Origin of the sequence: Rhizobium esperanzae, assembly GCF_014197615.1 — a bacterium.
In the GTDB taxonomy this organism is placed as follows: Bacteria; Pseudomonadota; Alphaproteobacteria; order Rhizobiales; family Rhizobiaceae; genus Rhizobium; species Rhizobium esperanzae_A.
The window spans coordinates 1-17,127 of sequence record NZ_JACIFY010000018.1 but is presented as its reverse complement, the minus strand read 5'-3'; the positions used below and the strand labels follow the sequence as shown (position 1 = coordinate 17,127).

Genomic DNA, 17,127 nt, shown 5'->3' with positions numbered 1-17,127 from the left:
GCGAGGGATAAAGAAGGCTTTGTCTCGGGGGGGGGACGCATATGCTGGGGCCAGTCGAAATCAGGATCGCAGCGCTCATTTTCGTCATAGCCGTGTGGGTGATCATTATCGGCACGGCAATGAATTTATTCGCGGTGGAGATGCCGACATCGCTTGTCGCGCTGCTCGGCAGGTAATCCACATTGATTGGCTCTGCGGGTTGGACCATCGGACACAATCGCCGCGGTGAAGTCGTGCGAACTGCGGGCTACCCTTCCTGAAGTACAAGTTCAGTTTCTCCTCGCAGAACGCGATCCGCAAAAAACCCCGCCGGAGCGGGGTTTTGCTGGAGGCCGATCAGTTGTTGTGAGCTGCGCAGGCCTCATCCATCGGCGTGGCGTTGCTGGTGCCGCCCTGCGTCTGGAGGTTGGCGGAATTGTTGACCGGATTGGGGCACTTGGTCTTATCCATTTTCATCGTGCCGCTGGTGGTCGAGCCGGTCGTCGTGGTGTCCATGGTCATCGGCTTCTTGGCTTTCGTGTCGCTGCTCGCGCCACCGCCTTGGTCGGCCTGGTTCTTGTCGATCGTGGCGCCGGCCGGCGCCGGATTGGATTGAGCGAAGGCTGACGTGGCCATGCCGATGGCGAAAAGTGAAGCGGCTACGAGTTTCATACGCATCTGGGTGTCCTCCTTGGGATCTTTGCGTGCTTGGCCTATCCACAACCTCGCCGGCAGATCATTGTTCCGCTGCTGCCTCCAAATGCGCTCCACTGCTCGGAAGCGGCAGGGCGACGATATTGTCCCTCATGGTCGCTGCGGCCTCCGCATAGACCCGAGTGTCCGCCGAGCGCCAGATTGGCCGCTAAAGTGTATTCCTGATCGGAAACATGTCTTCGCCGTAATGGTGAAGCCGCGTGTGGTGCCTTCGGCATAACCACCGTACCTTTAAAGGTTCGTCATATCGATCATGATGAGCATCGACCGCTTCGCCCCCGCAGACTTCGCAGGTTTGCTTTTCCAGTTCGCCTGCCTTGATTGCCCGCTGTACGGCTAGGTGAGCATCATATTTGCCTGGATTGGCACGACGCCAATTCGCTTGGCGGGTATCGGTTTTCAGCATCGCTGCATCCTGCCTCATGTCAGTCTGTGCTCTCGTCGGAGAGATACCTGTATCACGATTTAGGGGGCTTGGCTTCTGGGAGGGCGTCGAGGTCAATCCCCGCCTCATCCGCGTGCTGTGCGGTTACCTGGTCACGGGTGCTCTAGAATTCCAGGTCCTCGCGCTTCAGGAAGGCCGTGATCAAATCGTCCTTTGTGCCGCAATGGCGGCAAAGGCTGATTTTGACGACACCGGATTTCAACCGCTGACGCCTGGTGCCGATGCCGCCTCGCATGCCGCTGACAATGACATCGCCCGAACTCCCGGCGCGCTAAACTGGAGCAATATTCGATCTGCCGTGCGATGTCGAAAATCATCTGAGCGAAGTGTATCCTTGGGTGGATATCAGGCTGAGTTGAGGAAAGCTTGGCCCGGCATCAACGTGCGCGCGTTAGCCAATCGCCGATCGTTGTCCCAAAGCGCTGCAGGGAACGTGTCGCGGGGGTGGCGGGGTGCTCAGTTGCTATGGTCTTTCTAACTTCACGCGGACTGAGCCCGAATTCATGGCTGAACGCGCGCGTAAAATTGGCTGCAACGTCGAAGCCGGCGGCCTCGGCAATCTCCGAGATCGGCCTGTTGTCCGTGGGGTTGGTAAGATCTGCATATGCCTGCAGCAATCGACGTTTGCGAATGTAGTTGAAGACGCCCCCGCTCGTTTCGAACAATTGGTAGAGCCGCGTCCGCGAGATGCCCAGCGCACGACACATGACGTCAGGCGTCAAGCTATCTGAATGAAGATTGAGATGAATATAGCGATGCGCCCGCTCCATCAGCCCCATATTGGTCTGTTCCTGACCGCGATCCGAACTTGCGGACGATGCAGCGCATGCAACGACCATATCGCCGATAGTCCGTATGATCCGCGGTACCTCCGCCACCGTCAAATTGCCCAGGTTCGCTTCCAGACCGTCGATATAGCTGACGAGCAATTCGGCGAGGCCACCGGAGATGGCGATGTTGTGGGCGTTCTGCAAAAGACTCGCATCACGGGTCAACAGTTCATAGGGCAAGAAGACGAGCACCTCGGCTGAATCGGTCATCCGCCCACGGTACGGATAACCTAGAGACCTGAAAAATATCTCACCCGGGCCGGTCTCCGTTACATGGCGATTGGCCTCGGTCCAGGCTCGGCCGCTACGAACTACGCCGATGTTCCAGTGATCGATTGGGCTCGATCGCAGCATGGCCTGATCGCGAATATAGCTGCATGCCTGCGCGCGTTGCTGGACGATGAGGATATCGCCGAGATGCCAGCCGGTCTGTTCCGCGAGAAAGCCGTCGTCCTCTGCTTGTCCATCCGGCAGATAAACATCCACAAGCGGCGCCATATGTGATCGCCAGGACTGGAATTGTTCTTTCGGCTGCAGGTCTCGCGTCGAAAATCGCAAGGGCGCCAAAGCAGGCGGAACGTCCACCCGATGTTCTTTCTGAGGGGACGGTTCGCGCGGCCAGCGCCGCCGCTCCAGGTGGGCCGGCCATTCCCGCCCAGCAGCGGGGTCATCTCCAGACTCCGTAACCATCCAATTCCCCAGCGCATAAGCCGATCCGAGCTGTCGAAACAGCAAAATCATTCTTGCGGCTGAAATGCCCGCGCATCCCACCCGATAAAACAGAATCGACTGAAGTCCTACGTGCATAAGTTATTTATCATATTCCTTTGCGAGCAGAAATGGACGGACCGATAATTTTCGGGATGCGGCGATAACGACAATTACGTCCTGTTCCTGTATCTAAATGAGCAAGGGTTCATTCCGAAGGACGTTCGAAAAGCCCGAATACTCACTTGCCGGTGCAATGCAATTTCAAAGCACTCTCAACGTGAAACGACAATAATTCACAACAAAATATGCAAGCAGAGGAAGATAGGTCGTGAACTATCGGGGCGATATTCGTGCGCGCTTTGCGCGAGCATCGGTTCACGACAGGAATTCGGCGGGTTTCCTCTGCTCACCTTCATGCGAGACGCTCCTGAGGCCGACATCGGCATATGAGGACGCGAAGGGGTTGCGCGCAGGCCGAGGCCGTCTGTGTCGATGCGTAATAAGGCCGAGGCTTGCACGCAACCCTTACCATATCCACCCATTGGCGAATTTGACGCTGCCCATTTGTGGCAGAACGGAGGCTAAGATGACCACCGCATGTGATGAAAAACATATCGAATTGAAGCCGATTTCGAGCTGCAGACGGGAGGTCGAAGTCGCGATGGTGGAAATGCTCGTCAGTTTGCAGAAACGGGGATGGTCGGCTGCGGAATTGGCATTGGAGCTCGCAGATGCGTCCGAAGATCTCGTCATGCTGATCGCGACCAAACAGCTCCGACCGCATTAGAAAAAGATCGCGTGGAATTATGCTGTCTCTGCTGAATGAGATGGCAGCCCTGTCGGGCGCCGCCACATCTCGCGCATGTGGGCTTCGGCGACTCGACGACGATGGTGGGCCGGCATGCCGTCCGCCATCCTCCAGAGATTAAAGACCGAGCTGCCAGATTTCGGCGGTGAGCACATTGCCCTCGGGTGCGGTCAAACGCACCGAGCTTACGCCCTTGAAGCCGGGCAGCCGTTTGGTTCCAGTCCAGCGGCCATCGTCGGCGAAGACCTCGATCGAACCTGCATCGAGGAATATCCGGATGGCCGAGGGGCGCGCGCCGGCGGCGATGTAGCGAGGTGATGTCTTGGCATTCGCCAGCGAAAAGGGAATGCTCAAGCCATCATCGTTCAACAGGACCTCGACCGCCGCCTCGGCATGGTCGAATGTCAGGCGGAACGCCTTGCCCGGCTCCTTGAGGGTGAGCAGGATTTCGACCGCGCCGTTGGCGAGATCGACGTCACTGCCGTCCAGAAGGCCAGCGGCATCCAGCCGGCGCTGCCGCAGGCTTTCCACACCGGCGACCGGCGGCGTGATCAGCGCCCCCTCGTACAATGCCATCAGGCGTGGCAGCGTCATTGCTGTGGCAATGTCGATCTCCTTGGAGACATCGGTCCAGTTCGCGAGCCATGCGATGCCGACCGGGCCGCTACTATCGACGAAGGCCTGGAAGGCGTAGGCGTCGGTGCCGAAATCCAGCTCCTGTTCGAATTCTACAGAGAAGCTGCGGCCATCGAAACGGCCGACGGTCGCAATCGTCATATTGCGCCGGCCCGTTGCCGGGTCGCGGCTGGTGAGAAGACCGAAGATCAGCGCCCAGCGCGTTGACGGGTCGTTCGCGGGGCCGTCGAGCGGCACCAGGCAGGGGCACTCCGCCGCCGTCATGCCGAAGCGGTTCTCGCGGTGAAGCATGCCGAGGAAGGTCCACCTTGTCGCCGCCGCCGGATCGTCCGTTTCGTAGAGCAGGATGACGCCGCCCTCGCGATCCCGCGTGCCGAGCAGCATCTTCCATTTGTCGTCCGGCCCCCTGAAGACATAGGGATCGCGGAAGTCGGTCGTCAGGCCGAGCCCCTCGGGCCGCGCCGGCAGGATCAGACTTGCCGGTTCGACGTTGACGAGATCGTCGCTGGTAGCCGTGAACTGAACCTGCTCTTCCGGCTGCCGGTCCTTCATATGCTCGGTGAAAAAGATGCGAATTCCGGCGTCATTGAGGGGAATCGCCGAGCCGGAAAATGCGCCGCCGCGCCCATCCGCCCGCGCGGCGAGAGCATCCGAAGGCGGAAGAAAGACCGGGAGGTGCGTCCAGCGAAGATAATCGTCCGAGACCGCATGTCCCCAATGCATATTGTTCCACCGGAGACTGTGGGGATAGTGCTGGTAGAAGAGATGCGCCCTGCCGCCGAATCGTCCGAACCCGTTGGGATCGTTCATCCAGCCGAAAGGCGGGCGGAAATGATAGCTGCTGGCAATCTCGGGCGCGGCATTGGAAGGCCTGACATGCAGCAGCCGGACGCCCTCATCGAGAACGCGGGACTGACGGAAGGCATAGAGAACCGAGACGTTGGTTGTCACGGGATCGTAGGAGAAGGCAGTTTCTCCGCCGCTTGCCAGCGTCAGCAGCCGAAACTCGAATTCATGGGGATTTGACGTTTCGACAGCACCGGCCGGATCGCCGTCGACATGGACGGTCAGTCTTCCCGGCGCGCCGCCATGCGAAGCCTTGATCCACGCGTGGACCGTGGTTCCCGCCGGCAGGACGGCGCTGATCGTCTCCAGCCCGCCTTCATCGGACGGAGACATCGCTTGGCTTGTCATCAATTCAACCTTTCACGGCAGAGCCGATAAAGGAACTCACGAACCAGCGCTGGAATGCGAGGTAGAGCCCCAGGATCGGGATCATCATCAAAACGGAGGCGGCCATCGCACGATCCCAATAGATGCTGTCCTGTCCGAAGAAGGTCGCGATGGCGACGGCGATCGGCCGGGCATAATCGGTCTGCGTCACCAGGATCGGCCAGAGATACTGGTTCCAGGTCTCGATGCCCATTAGGATCGAGACGGTTGCGAGTGCGGGCAGGCTGAGCGGCAGGAAAATGGAGCGATAGGCCCGGAAGAAGGAGGCGCCGTCAATCTCGGCGGCTTCCAGCAGTTCCTTCGGCAGTTGCGTGAAGAACTGGTAGAACAGGAAGATATAGAGAGGGCTCGCGACCCAGGGCACGATCTGCACCGCGAAGGTGTCGGACATTCCCGCCCTGGAAACCATGATCACGAGGGGCATGATGATGCTTTCCTGCGGGATCACATAGAGCGCGATCACCACCGACAGGATGACCGCCCGGCCCCGGAGCGAGCCCCAGGCCAGGACGAAGCCGGCCATCGAATTGACGATCAGGCCGGAGCAGACAGTCGTGACCAGGATGATCAGCGAGTTGATGAGGTAACGGCCGAAGGCAAGTTCGCCCGAGAGGTGGCCGACCTCCGCATAGTTGGAGAGCGTCGGGTTCGAAACCCAGAAGGCGCGGAAGCTGCCCATGTCGGCCAGGATCTGGAACCGGTCGTCCTTGAGGCTCGCCACGACGAGGAGCAGCAATGGGGAGACGATCACCAGGGCGATGATGAAGATAGAGACCGTCTGGATGGTGCGCAGAATCCTTGCGGCGGAGCGCGGCCGCGCTGCGCGAGCCTCTGGGATCGAGAGAGCGATATCAGACATCGAAGCGCCTCAGGAGCTGGCGCTGGATCAGCGCGATGATGAGAACGATCACGAACAGGATGACCGAGACGGCGGAGGCATAACCCATCTTCTGCTCCTCGAAGCCGGCGCGGACCATGTAATGCACCACCGTCTCGGTGCTGCTCTTCGGCCCGCCCTGAGTCAGGATGGCGACCTGGGTATAGAGCTTGAACGCCTGGATGGTGGTGATCACGAGCACGAAGACATGGGTCGGCCGAAGGCCCGGCATCGTCACATGCCAGAAGCGCCGGAAAGCATTCGCGCCGTCGATCTTGGCGGCATCGTAGAGTTCGTCCGGAATGCCCTGAAGGCCGGCGAGATAGACGATCATCTGGAAGCCATAGGCCTGCCAGGCCGAGAGCAGGACGATGGAAAACATCGCCCATTCGGGATCGCCGAGCCAATCGATCGGCTGGATCGCGCCCCCGGAAATGAAGCCGAGGATCTGGTTGAACGGCCCCGTGGGATATTGGAAAAGGGTGCCCCAGATGACGCAGACCACGACCATCGAGGTGATCGCCGGCAGGAAGAACATGCCGCGCAGCAGATTGCGGAACGGCAGCTTCTGATGCAGCAGCAGGGCCGTTGCAAAAGCCAGGCCGCATTGGGCTGGAATGATCCAGAAGGTGAAGCGCGAGACGTTCCAGAGCGCGGTCCAGAAAAGATCGTCCTGGAAGATGCGGATGAAATTGTTGAACCAGACGAACCGGATGGGTGTCGGCCGCGGCACGAGAGGCTGGTTGGTCATCGCGGTCCAGAAGGACAGCAGAAATGGCACGATCAGAAAGACGGTCAACAGGATCACGGCCGGCGCAAGCATGGCCGCTTCCTGGCTCAGCCGTCCCTTGTCATGTCGGCGCGTCTTTCCGACCGACGTCGATGATGTCGGTTGTTGCGTGACCATGCAGTTCCTCCTCTCCAAGCCTGCCGCTTCCACCCTGCGAGGTCTGGCGAAGACCTCGCAGGGCAGCGATAGCGGTTATTGTTCGCCACCGAACGGCGGATATCCGTCGTTGTCCTCGATATCCTCGTCGATCTTCTTGGCGGCGGATGTCAGCGCCTCCTTGGGATCGCCGCCATTGAACACCTCGTCGACGGCCTGCATGAAGGCCGAGGTGATGGTGGGATAGGCGGGATGCGGCGGGCGCGCGACGGCCGTCTTCGACGCCTGCTCGAAGGCGATCGCCATCGGGCCGCCGTTTGCATAGAGCGGAGATTCTGCGGCGAAACTCTTCAAGCCGGGATAACCGGACTGGCTTGCGACATAGGCCCGGAACTCCTTGTCTTTCAGTAGGAAGCTGATGAACTTGGCCGCGATATCGGGATGTTTCGACGTCTTGGTGATCGCCCAGATCCAGGTGCCGTTCGGGCTTGCGCCCTTTGCACCGAACTTCGGAAGCGGCAGAACGACGATGTTGTCCTTCATGGTCGCTGCGGCTTCCGCATAGACCCAGTGTCCGCCGAGCGCGAGGGCCGCCGGATTGCCTTCGGCGAAGAACTGGTTGGTGCCGGCCGACTGCGGCACGACCCAGCCGTTCTTGACCCATTTCTGCATCATGGCGAGCGCATCGACGCAGGCGTCGCTGTCGAGCGTGCCCTCGGATTTCCAGGCCTTGCGGTTGATCAGGTCGCAGCCTGCCGATTGCAGGATCGGCCCATAGGCATAGGTGATCCATTCGGTCTTGATGCCGTAGCCGCGGAAGGTGTCGATCGGCCATTTCACGCCATCGAGCTTGGAAAGCTTTTCGAGGTAGCTTTCGAACTCCTCCCGCGTCCAGGCATCGTCGACGGATTTCGGGATGCGGGCGCCGATCGCTTCGAGATATTTCTTGTTGCCGTAGAGAACGACTGAGGAATCGGTCAGGCCGATGGCATAGAGATCCTTGTCGATCGGGTATGTGCCCTGAGCGATGTTGGACGCCGTCATGTCGTCGAGGAGATCCTTGTCGATCAGCGGCTTGATCGGCTGCAGATATCCCGACCAGACGTAGTTGGCGAGGAAGGGCGCATCGAGCTCCATGACGTCGGGCAGTTGCTTGGCCATCACGGCCGCGCTGAACTTTTCGTTATAGGCATCGTGCGGCGCATAGATGAACTGGATATCGACATCGGGATTGGCGGCCTCGAAGCGCTCGGCCACCTTGCCATAGGCGGCGACGAAACCGGGATCGCCCTGATGCATGACCTGGATCGCGGTCTTTTCGGCTGCGTCAGCCCATGTGGCGGTCAGTGCAGAAGATAGGACCAGAGATAGAAGTAAACGATTACCCATTAGAATTCCTCCTCAATTGAATGGGTCTGCTCAAATTATACGGATGCCCGCTCCACCAGCTGGAACGGCAGTTTCTGCACTCCGACCGGGGGCCGGTCTTCGGCAAGCAGGATATGCGCGGCCTGGCGGCCCATGGCGCGATGCGGAAGCGCCATGGTCGTCAGCGGCGGATCGAGACGCGAGGCGATCTCGACCTGATTGTCGAAGCTCGCGACGGCGACGTCATCGGGAATAACAGCGCCCGAGCGGCGCAGGGCGGCATAGACCTCCATCGCCACGCGATCGTTGCCACACAGAATGGCATCGGGACGTCGCGGACCCGTCATGAGATCATGCACATGCTGAGGGACAAGGCTGTGTGCCCGGTCGCTGTAGATGGCCTTGCTGACGGCGGGCAAGACGATGGCCCCTGCCCCGTCGATGCCGGCTTGATCGAGCGCCTGCCGGAAACCGAGTTCGCGGAGTTCACCGGCGAGCAATCCCGGCAGATTGATGAAGGCAATATTGCGACGGCCCGCGTCAATGAGATAGTTGGTAATCTCGATCGCTGCGCCCGTTTCATCAGGCACCAGGGATGTCACGCGATCGTTGGCGTCCCGGCAATTGATCATGACCCCAACCGTATCGGCAAATTCACGCGGCAGGTCGATGCTCTTGTGATACATGGCGGCATAGGCAATCGCGCGCGGCCGAAACCGCCGCATCTCGTCAAGGATCGACGCCACGCTGCGATGTCCTCCGAGCGTCATGGCGAACACGGCCATATCGGCCGTGCGCACGGCGCCGTCGAGCCCCCTGATGATCTCGGTTGCGAAAGGTGACGTGATCAGGTCGTCGGCGACGAGGCCGACGAGCGGCATCCAGCCCTGCCGCATGCTGCGGGCGGCGAAGTTGGTAACATAACCAAGCTCCTCGGCGATCTCCTTGATCCGCTGCCGGGTTTCCTCCGACATACGTGCCGAGCCGCCATGCAGCGCACCTGACACCGTCTTGACGGAAACACCTGCGCGGGCGGCTATATCATTGAGTGAAGCGGTCATGGGTTCGCTTGGGTTATCGATTACCCAAACTCATATCAATCGTCTTTCGGCGAGTCAAGGAGAGACCGGCGGAGGCGAGCCTGCAGATGGTTGCCAAGGTGGACGAGCCGGCGGGATGGGAAATTCATGTCACCGTGTAAGTCGAAGGCAGGAATTGACATGGGGGTGCGTAAAAGTGTCGAACTCGTTCCGGAAACGGCGGGTGAGGCTTTCTTTCCAAGCGTCAGAGGCTCACTTTTGGGACCCAGCCAGCGCAATAGGGTCTCAACGCTTGATTAAATTCTCCGGTCGAAAAGCACCAGGGACTGGGCGTCCTTCAAGCGAAACATCTGGGCGGGCCGATTGCTCGCCCGGCGCATTTCGCCTTCGACCGGCTCCAGGAAATCGGCTTCCGCCATGCGCTTTCGAAAGGCCGATTTGTCGAGCTTGCGGCCGAGAAGGCTTTCGTAGACCGATTGCAGTTCGCTCAATGTAAAGCGGGCCGGCAGCAGATGACCGGGCAGGTTTGTATATTCGACCTTGCTCCGGATGCGGCCGAGCGCTTCCCTGAGCAGGGATGCGTGGTCGAAAGCAAGGGACAAGCCGACGCCCTCGCCCTCGATGGCGCGCCATTCGGCCTGCCCGGCCATCGCGTCTTGCCGCTGCGCGACATCATCGGCCGAAAGCAGCGCGATATAGACGATGCTGATGCTCCAGCCCCTCGGGTCCCGGCCAGCGCTTCCCGTCGTTTGCAGCTGTTCGAGATAGGGCGTTTCGACGCCGGTCTTTTCCTTCAGCACTCGGCGAGCCGCGGCCTGCAGATCCGCATCCTCGTCAATATGGATCCAGCCGCCGGGCAGCGCCCAGTCACCGGAAAAGGGAGCGCCTGCCCGCCGGACCAGAAGCACGGCGAGTCCTTCCGGCGACAGTGAGAAGATGGCGAGATCGACCGTTGCGATCGGTTTGTAGGCGTCGTTGTCGTGTGTGGTCATGATGGGAAGATACCACGCGCCAGTCTTAGTGTAAATCTTCAACTAAGTTAGTTGACATTTATCACTAAGTCGTGTCATCTGCCTTTCAACACGAGCGAGGGGCTCGCGCCAGCAACAGGAAAGCGGACATGTTCGGACTGCGCTTCATCAAGACGGAACCCACGCAATACGTCATCCAATATCAAAACGGCAATGCCGTGCGCGAGGGCGCCGGCCTTGCCTTCTGGCATTTTTCGCCTTCGAGTTCCCTCGTGCTGGTGCCGACGGCGAGCGTCAACGATCCTTTCATTTTTCCCCTGGTGACATCCGACTTCCAGGAAGTGACGGTGCAGGGCCAGATCACTTACCGCATCGCCGAACCGCGCCGCACGGCGGCACTCTTGAATTTCACGCTCGACCGCAAGGGCCACTATGTCTCGGAAGATCCGCAGAAGCTTTCGACCCGGGTGATCGACCGCGTCCAGGTGGCGATGCGGGCCGAGGTGCAGACGCTGTCGCTCAAGCAGGTCCTTGCTTCAGGCGAGGCGCTTGTCGCCGGTGTCGCGGAGGCGCTGAAGAAGCATCCGACGATCGAAGCGCTCGGCCTCGAAATCCTCGGCCTGTCGCTGCTCGCCGTCATGCCGAAGGCCGAGACATCAAAGGCGCTGGAAGCGCATGCCCGCGAAGCGCTGCTGCGCCAGGCCGACGAAGCCATCTACAGCCGCCGCAATGCCGCGATCGAACAGGAGCGGACGATCAAGGAAAACGAGATCGCCACCGAGATCACCCTTGAGAACAAGAGGCGGCAGGTGCGCGAAGCCCAGATGGAGGCCGAACGCGCCGTACAGGAACGGCAGCTGCAGATCCGCCGCGAAGAAATGGCCGGCAAGATCGCGCTCGAAGAGCAGAACCGCGACCTGGTGATGCTGGCGGCGACCAATGCGCGGGCCGAGGCCGACGCCCAGGCCTATGCGATGACGGCGATGATGAAATCCTTCGAAGAGGCCGATCCGAAAGTGCTGCAGGCGCTTGCCTCGGTCGGCATGCAGCCGGGCCAGCTCATGGCGCTCGCCTTCCGCGACCTCGCCGACAATGCGACGAAGATCGGCCAGCTGAACGTCTCGCCCGATCTTCTCAGGGAGATCTTGCAGCCGCAGGAGGGCAAGGACCGTGCCGGCCACTGACGAACGCAAGGTCATCCTGGTCGTCAGGCCGACCCGGCTCGACGAACTCATCGCCCGCTACAACACGGTGCAGCAGGCGCAGTTCTATGTCGAGCATCTCGGCGCCGACTTCAGCGACTACCTCGCCGAGAAGAAGCGATACGAAACTGTTATCATCGAGGTGGAAGCAAGCCTGCGTGCCGTCGCCCGCGTCCAGCGTCTCGACCGCCGCTACCTCGCGAGCTTCGTCTTCGGCCCCGACGATGTCGTCGTCGTGCTCGGCCAGGACGGGCTGGTCGCCAATACGCTCAAATATCTCGACGGGCAGCCGGTTCTCGGCGTCAACCCCGATCCCAAACGCTGGGACGGACTGCTGCTGCCCTTCGACCCGAAGAGCCTTCCGAGAGTGATCGGCGAGGCGCTGAAAAACAAACGGCCGATCAAACATGTCAGCATGGCCAAGGCGACGCTCAACACCGGCGCCGTCATTCACGCGGTCAACGACCTCTTCATCGGCCCGAAAAGCCATGTTTCGGCTCGCTATATCCTGCAGGCCGAAGAGCGCGAGGAGCGCCAGTCCTCGAGCGGCATCATCGTCTCGACGGGCATGGGCTCGACCGGCTGGCTGAAGAGCCTCTATTCCGGCTGGCTCGGAGCCGCAAGCGCGCTCGGCCTCGAACCCGCCGACAGGACGATCGACATGTCCTTCGCCTGGGACGCGGATTATCTGCGCTACTTCGTGCGCGAACCCTTCCCGAGCCGCACCACCGGCACCACCATCGTCGCCGGTCTGGTCTCAGAGGACCAGCCGCTCACCATCGTCTCCGAAATGCCGGAACACGGCGTGATCTTCAGCGACGGCATCGAGGCGGATTTCCTGGAGTTCAACGCCGGGACACGGGCGGAGGTGACGCTGGCCGAGCGGCAGGGGATGTTGGTGGTGTGAGGATGCGGTTTATCCATCACCCCTTCACCGTCACCAGCGACGTGATCTTCGCAACCTTGGTGACCATGGCGGCGTCGACCATGGGCTCAACGACACTATCGATGGGCTTATAGGCGGTCGGCGCTTCCTCCTTGAGACGCGCATGAATCTCGGCCAGGATATCCTGCCGCCCCTGCAATGAAGGACTTTGCGGATCGACCGGGCCGATGACGCGCAGCGCATTGGCGATGTTCCCTCGCGAGCGTGCCTCCTGCCGCGAGAGCTTACGCCCCGCCCCGTGTGCGGACGACTCCAGAAAATCGGTCGATCCGCATCCGGCGAGCAGCCATGTGCCGTCACCCATCGATCCAGGCAGGATGACCGGTTCGCCCAACCAGTGGTAGGGTCCGGCACCAAGGGCGCCGACACCTCTCGCCGGACAGGCGCCTTTTCGATGGCGCACGACGTTTCCACTCTCCCAAACCGTGTTGTGCGGAGCGTCATAGACGAGGTGGTGTTCAATCTCTTGTCCAAGCGTTCTGGCCACAGCCTCGATGGCTGCCAGTCCGATGAAGAAACGGTTGGCGAATGCCGCGTTCACCGCGTTCGCATGACCGTTCATGTATCTCTTGTAGAGATCCGGTCGCATCTCCCTGGAGAGCACCCGCCAATCCTCACCGGGTTTGAAGTCAGATTTCAGTCTGTCTCTGGTTGCCGTGCCCACCCGCTGTCCAAAATCAAGGGAACCGGAGTGGACGACAAGGACGACAGAGCCCGGCTTCAGGCCCGCGGCTCTCGCGAAGGTGCCATCTGCGACTTCATCGACATGACCGAGTTCGACGAAGTGATTTCCGCCGCCGATCGTACCGAGAATCGCATCACGACGGTGATCGCTATCGATTTGAGCATAATCCGCAAAATCGACATCAATATCGTCACAGGCGAAAACACCGCTGTCCGAATGGCGTTCAAGATCGGCCCATGCGCGCGAAAGATCCAGCTTGGAAAGCAGGCCGGCGCTCTTCCGTTGCAGGCTGTCAAAGAGACCAGGCAGCCCCTCGCGCAGGATCGCATGCCGATCCAATCCCGTCAGCGCAATGTCGCGGCCGCCTTGGAAGAACACATGGCGAAGATGACGATCGAGCACCGGCGTCGACAATTGCTCGGATGTGACATTGTCGAGGACGATCATGCGCATCCCGCAGCCGATGTCAGATCCGATCATGTGCGGAAGAACCGCGCCTTCGACGTCTGCGACGACGCCGACGGGAACCGGTTTGCCGGGATGAAAGTCAGGGGTCGTTGCGATAGCCCGAAGCGAGGCCTTCTTCTCAGCCATTGCCTCCGGCGTCGGCAAAGCGTTCGCAAGATCCGCAAGTGAGTGCGTATAACTCTGTTCCGGCTCGTCGCGGGCTACGACTGATCTGATGGCATGCCCCGCAATGTTGCTGGTGCGACCGACAAATGATGGCGCGTTCATGTTGTTCTCCGTGAGTGCCTGGGTTCAGCAGCCGCGGCAATACGGAGTGCCCGCGCGTATGACATGGAGCGGCGGAAAATTCAATGCCGGAGTGCGAAGTTGCGGCGGGTAAAGATGGACAGTGGCTACCCAGTGGCCGACTTGTATTCTCCGAATCTCGCCGATAGGTTGTTGGTGAAGATGAGGTAGCCAAGATATGCATATCCGAAAAGCCGTTTCCTCCGACGCCGGGGAGCTGAGCGCTCTGCTGAACGAGATCATCCGAGCCGGCGGAACGACAGCTCTCGAGACCCTACTTTCGGCCGCCGAGTTTGCCGATTGGTTCATCGATGGCGAGTTTCCTCTCGTCTGCCATGTTGCCGAGCACGGTCAGTCGCTGGTCGGCTTTCAATCGCTGAGCCTATACGGCGACCCGCCAAAAGGTGTCGCCGACATTGCGACCTTCGCCCGAGTGAATCCGAAGACCGCAGGTGTCGGCAGCGCGCTTTTTCCTGCGACAAGGGCGGCGGCGACGGAGCTTGGGCTCGAATTCATCAATGCGACCATCCGCGCCGACAATGTCAGCGGACTTGGTTACTACGCGAAGATGGGCTTTGAGACCTATGACAGGCTGCTCCAGGTTCCGCTCCAGGACGGGACGCCGGTCGACAGGATCAAGAAACGTTTCAGCCTGAACGGCCGGCATCACGCGACGCCTCACGCCTGAGGCGCTGACGGCGTTAGCGGAGGATATTGACGCGGCGGTCGCGTGCCGCCTGCTCGCGGTCAGCGATATGCCGTGACGGGTTCGTTTTGTAGCTCTCGCTATATTAAGCCTATGACGCAAAAGCGTAGTTTTCTGCAATGGAAGAGAAATCGTCCTTAACTTCCGCCACGGGTTCCGTCCGTCTGAGGCCATTGTCCATGCCGATTGATCGTCATCTGGTGTCGATTGATGGTTCCGCAGACGCAAAGGCGCAGGAAACGGCGCAGATCGAAGCCATATCCGGAGATAGCCATGCCCGATGTTATGTTCACCGCCGAGGAACTTGCGTTGATCCGCCGCGCTTACGCCCATCAGGTGGCGGCAATCGCGGCAACGACGAACCCGCGGATCGAAGCTGCCTTTGCCGTCGTCGCCCGCGAAAAATTCCTCGGCGCGCCGCCATGGCAGATCGCCAGTCCGGGCAGCGGATATCGCCCCCTGCTCTCCACCGATCCGGTTCTGGCCTATCAGGATGTGCTGTTTGCCTTGCAGCCCGACAAGGGCGTCAACAATGGCAGTCCGTCGCTGCACGCCCGCCTTCTGACGGAACTGGACGTACAGATCGGCGATCGCATTGCCCATATCGGCGCCGGCACCGGCTATTATAGCGCCATTCTTGCGGAGCTGGTCGGCGCCGCCGGTCATGTCTATGCCGTCGAGATGGATCCGGATCTGGCCGGCCACGCTCAAGCAGCGCTTGCCGACCGAGCCAATGTCAGCGTCATCGCCGCCGACGGCAATCAATGGCCGCAGCAAGAGGTGGATGCGATCTACGTGAATTTCGCCGTCGGGCGTCCGGCGGCGCCGTGGATCGAAAGGCTGCGCCCCGGAGGTCGCCTGGTGTTGCCGCTCGGCGTGCCGCGGCAGGGCCGGCCATCGAATGGCGGTCGTCATGCGTCCCATGGTGCGGCCCTTCGTATCGAGCGCGGCGCGACCGGATTCGCGGCGCGTTGGATCGGCAATGCTTATTTCGTCTGCGCCGAAGGCGGATTGGCGATCGACGAGAACGAGGTGGAGAAGCTGACGGCCGCGTTCAAGCGCGGCGGTATCGAGTTCGTCAAAAGCCTGCTCTGGAAGGCGGAGCCGCGGATCGGGCGTTGCTGGTATATCGGCGACCAGTGGGCGCTCTGCTACGACGACGCCTGAACACTGACCAGGCGGGTGATCGCTCCATCTCGAGGGGAGCGAGAGCGATGCAGCGCTACGCCATCGATCGCTATGCCTCCTGCCCTTCGGTCGGCACAATCAGTTGGTCACAGGTCAGCGGGTGACGGCGTCGCTAAAGATCCATGCAGGCGGCATGGCGAAGACGCTCAGCATGTCGATCCCGGTCCGGCGTTATCGAGAGAGCATCGCCCGTTTCGGGATGATGGCGGCTCCCCGAAATAACGAAAGCCCGGCGCGGGAGAGGAGCGCCGGGCTTCGATAGTGACCGACAGCCTGGGAGGAGGATGCTGTCCGTCGGACCGAGGCGGCTTGGAGGGGTTAAGCGCTTCGGTCCGTCATCAGGTAGTGCTGCAATGCGGCAAATTCAAGCTCGGCGGTTTGGCCGCATGCGGGCGATGCTGAAGAGGGGCGGACAAGAGCCTCGACTATTGCTCGCAACCGAGCTCGGCGCGGCGTTGTCCGCGGACAACCTGCGCTGCGCTGCCGCTCATTCCTAAAGCGAGCTGGCCACGCCTTTGCCATGGCCAACCTCTGGCTCGCCGCTTCGCCCCGGAGGCTCCCTTTGGGGGTGGCCTCGACATCGATGGTCGAAGCATAACCTGTAGCATTGGGCGTCGAGGTTCAGACTCCCGACGCTCTTATCGAGGGGCGTGATTCTCTGAGGCTTCCTATTGAAAGCGGCATCCTCCACATCTCCTGAGGTGCGCAAGCCGAAGGCCGGAGCCTCGAAGGACGCGCTCCAACGTTGCACCTTGCGCCATGCGGCGCCAGCGCGCCCGCCTCGTCCTTCGAGGCCCCTGCGGGGCGCCTCAGGATGAGGCTCTCTTGAGGGCGGTCAGGGGATCCCGGACGAGTTGTCCGCGGACAATCGGCTGGCCAACCTCCTGGACGCCAGCGTCTCGCTTGTCCTAATTTGGGCCGGCATCCTCCAACGTCCGTGATCATGCGGTGCGCAGGTCGAAGGCCGGAGCCTCGAAGGACGCGCTCCAACGTTGCGCCTTGCGTCATGCGGCCCCAGCGCGCCCGCCTCGTCCTTCGAGCCCCCTGTGGGGCGCCTCAGCAACCGTGTTGTTGGGGCTCGTTCCATGGCGTTTGTCTTTTGAGAATAGTGTTGATCATGATGATTAGCTTTCGCATGGCGGCGACGAG

General features: G+C 60.8%; 16 protein-coding genes. 6 read left to right on the top strand and 10 right to left on the bottom strand.

Annotated features, from left to right (window positions below):
* The first annotated feature begins 41 nt into the window (after window positions 1-41).
* A complete protein-coding gene (locus GGD57_RS29415; RefSeq protein ID WP_281423768.1) occupies window positions 42-176 on the top strand; it encodes a hypothetical protein in 135 nt (44 codons plus the stop codon).
* Window positions 177-336: 160 nt separating this feature from the next.
* On the opposite strand, the gene GGD57_RS22035 is transcribed toward GGD57_RS29415, so the two are convergent.
* The 3 genes from GGD57_RS22035 to GGD57_RS22025 all read right to left on the bottom strand — a co-directional run bounded on the left by GGD57_RS22035 (window position 337) and on the right by GGD57_RS22025 (window position 2,658).
* On the bottom strand, window positions 337-657 hold the full coding sequence (locus GGD57_RS22035) for a hypothetical protein (RefSeq protein ID WP_184472395.1): 321 nt from the start codon (window positions 655-657) through the stop codon (window positions 337-339).
* Between the two features lie 184 nt (window positions 658-841).
* Window positions 842-1,099, bottom strand: a complete 258-nt coding sequence (locus GGD57_RS22030) for a hypothetical protein (RefSeq protein ID WP_184472394.1) — start codon at window positions 1,097-1,099, stop codon at window positions 842-844.
* Window positions 1,100-1,515: 416 nt separating this feature from the next.
* Complete coding sequence (locus tag GGD57_RS22025; RefSeq protein WP_184472501.1) at window positions 1,516-2,658, bottom strand: helix-turn-helix transcriptional regulator; 1,143 nt, start codon at window positions 2,656-2,658, stop codon at window positions 1,516-1,518.
* A 607-nt stretch (window positions 2,659-3,265) separates the two neighbouring features.
* Between GGD57_RS22025 and GGD57_RS22020 the strand changes: the two genes are divergently transcribed.
* Entirely contained in the window at window positions 3,266-3,466 is a 201-nt protein-coding gene (locus tag GGD57_RS22020; RefSeq protein ID WP_184472393.1) for a hypothetical protein, read from the top strand.
* Window positions 3,467-3,604: 138 nt separating this feature from the next.
* Here the strand turns inward: GGD57_RS22020 and GGD57_RS22015 are convergent, their stop codons facing one another.
* The 6 genes from GGD57_RS22015 to GGD57_RS21990 all read right to left on the bottom strand — a co-directional run bounded on the left by GGD57_RS22015 (window position 3,605) and on the right by GGD57_RS21990 (window position 10,519).
* On the bottom strand, window positions 3,605-5,317 hold the full coding sequence (locus tag GGD57_RS22015; protein WP_184472392.1) for a glycoside hydrolase family 32 protein: 1,713 nt from the start codon (window positions 5,315-5,317) through the stop codon (window positions 3,605-3,607).
* Window positions 5,318-5,321: 4 nt separating this feature from the next.
* Complete coding sequence (locus GGD57_RS22010; RefSeq protein WP_184472391.1) at window positions 5,322-6,215, bottom strand: carbohydrate ABC transporter permease; 894 nt, start codon at window positions 6,213-6,215, stop codon at window positions 5,322-5,324.
* Window positions 6,208-7,140, bottom strand: a complete 933-nt coding sequence (locus tag GGD57_RS22005) for a carbohydrate ABC transporter permease (protein WP_184472390.1) — start codon at window positions 7,138-7,140, stop codon at window positions 6,208-6,210. The genes GGD57_RS22010 and GGD57_RS22005 overlap by 8 nt, the downstream gene beginning before the upstream one ends.
* Before the next feature lie 75 nt (window positions 7,141-7,215).
* Window positions 7,216-8,508, bottom strand: coding sequence for an ABC transporter substrate-binding protein (locus GGD57_RS22000; RefSeq protein ID WP_184472389.1), 1,293 nt, complete (start codon window positions 8,506-8,508; stop codon window positions 7,216-7,218).
* A 35-nt stretch (window positions 8,509-8,543) separates the two neighbouring features.
* The gene (locus GGD57_RS21995; RefSeq protein ID WP_184472388.1) at window positions 8,544-9,548 is read right to left on the bottom strand and encodes a LacI family DNA-binding transcriptional regulator; all 1,005 of its coding nucleotides are present in this window, start codon (window positions 9,546-9,548) and stop codon (window positions 8,544-8,546) included.
* Window positions 9,549-9,823: 275 nt separating this feature from the next.
* A complete protein-coding gene (locus tag GGD57_RS21990) occupies window positions 9,824-10,519 on the bottom strand; it encodes an NUDIX hydrolase (protein WP_184472387.1) in 696 nt (231 codons plus the stop codon).
* 128 nt (window positions 10,520-10,647) lie between these two features.
* Between GGD57_RS21990 and GGD57_RS21985 the strand changes: the two genes are divergently transcribed.
* Both GGD57_RS21985 and GGD57_RS21980 read left to right on the top strand, forming a co-directional pair.
* Entirely contained in the window at window positions 10,648-11,682 is a 1,035-nt protein-coding gene (locus GGD57_RS21985) for an SPFH domain-containing protein (RefSeq protein ID WP_184472386.1), read from the top strand.
* Window positions 11,669-12,607: a sugar kinase gene (locus GGD57_RS21980; RefSeq protein WP_184472385.1), complete on the top strand. Its 939-nt coding sequence runs from the start codon at window positions 11,669-11,671 to the stop codon at window positions 12,605-12,607. Before GGD57_RS21985 ends, GGD57_RS21980 begins: the two co-directional genes overlap by 14 nt.
* A gap of 16 nt (window positions 12,608-12,623) precedes the next feature.
* On the opposite strand, the gene GGD57_RS21975 is transcribed toward GGD57_RS21980, so the two are convergent.
* Window positions 12,624-14,066 (bottom strand): RtcB family protein, encoded by a 1,443-nt coding sequence (locus GGD57_RS21975; protein WP_184472384.1) that lies wholly within the window; start codon window positions 14,064-14,066, stop codon window positions 12,624-12,626.
* A gap of 196 nt (window positions 14,067-14,262) precedes the next feature.
* On the opposite strand from GGD57_RS21975, the gene GGD57_RS21970 reads away from it, so the two are divergent.
* Together GGD57_RS21970 and GGD57_RS21965 are read left to right on the top strand one after the other, a co-directional pair.
* Window positions 14,263-14,772: a GNAT family N-acetyltransferase gene (locus GGD57_RS21970; RefSeq protein WP_184472383.1), complete on the top strand. Its 510-nt coding sequence runs from the start codon at window positions 14,263-14,265 to the stop codon at window positions 14,770-14,772.
* A gap of 291 nt (window positions 14,773-15,063) precedes the next feature.
* On the top strand, window positions 15,064-15,957 hold the full coding sequence (locus tag GGD57_RS21965) for a protein-L-isoaspartate O-methyltransferase family protein (RefSeq protein WP_184472382.1): 894 nt from the start codon (window positions 15,064-15,066) through the stop codon (window positions 15,955-15,957).
* Window positions 15,958-17,127 lie beyond the last annotated feature (1,170 nt).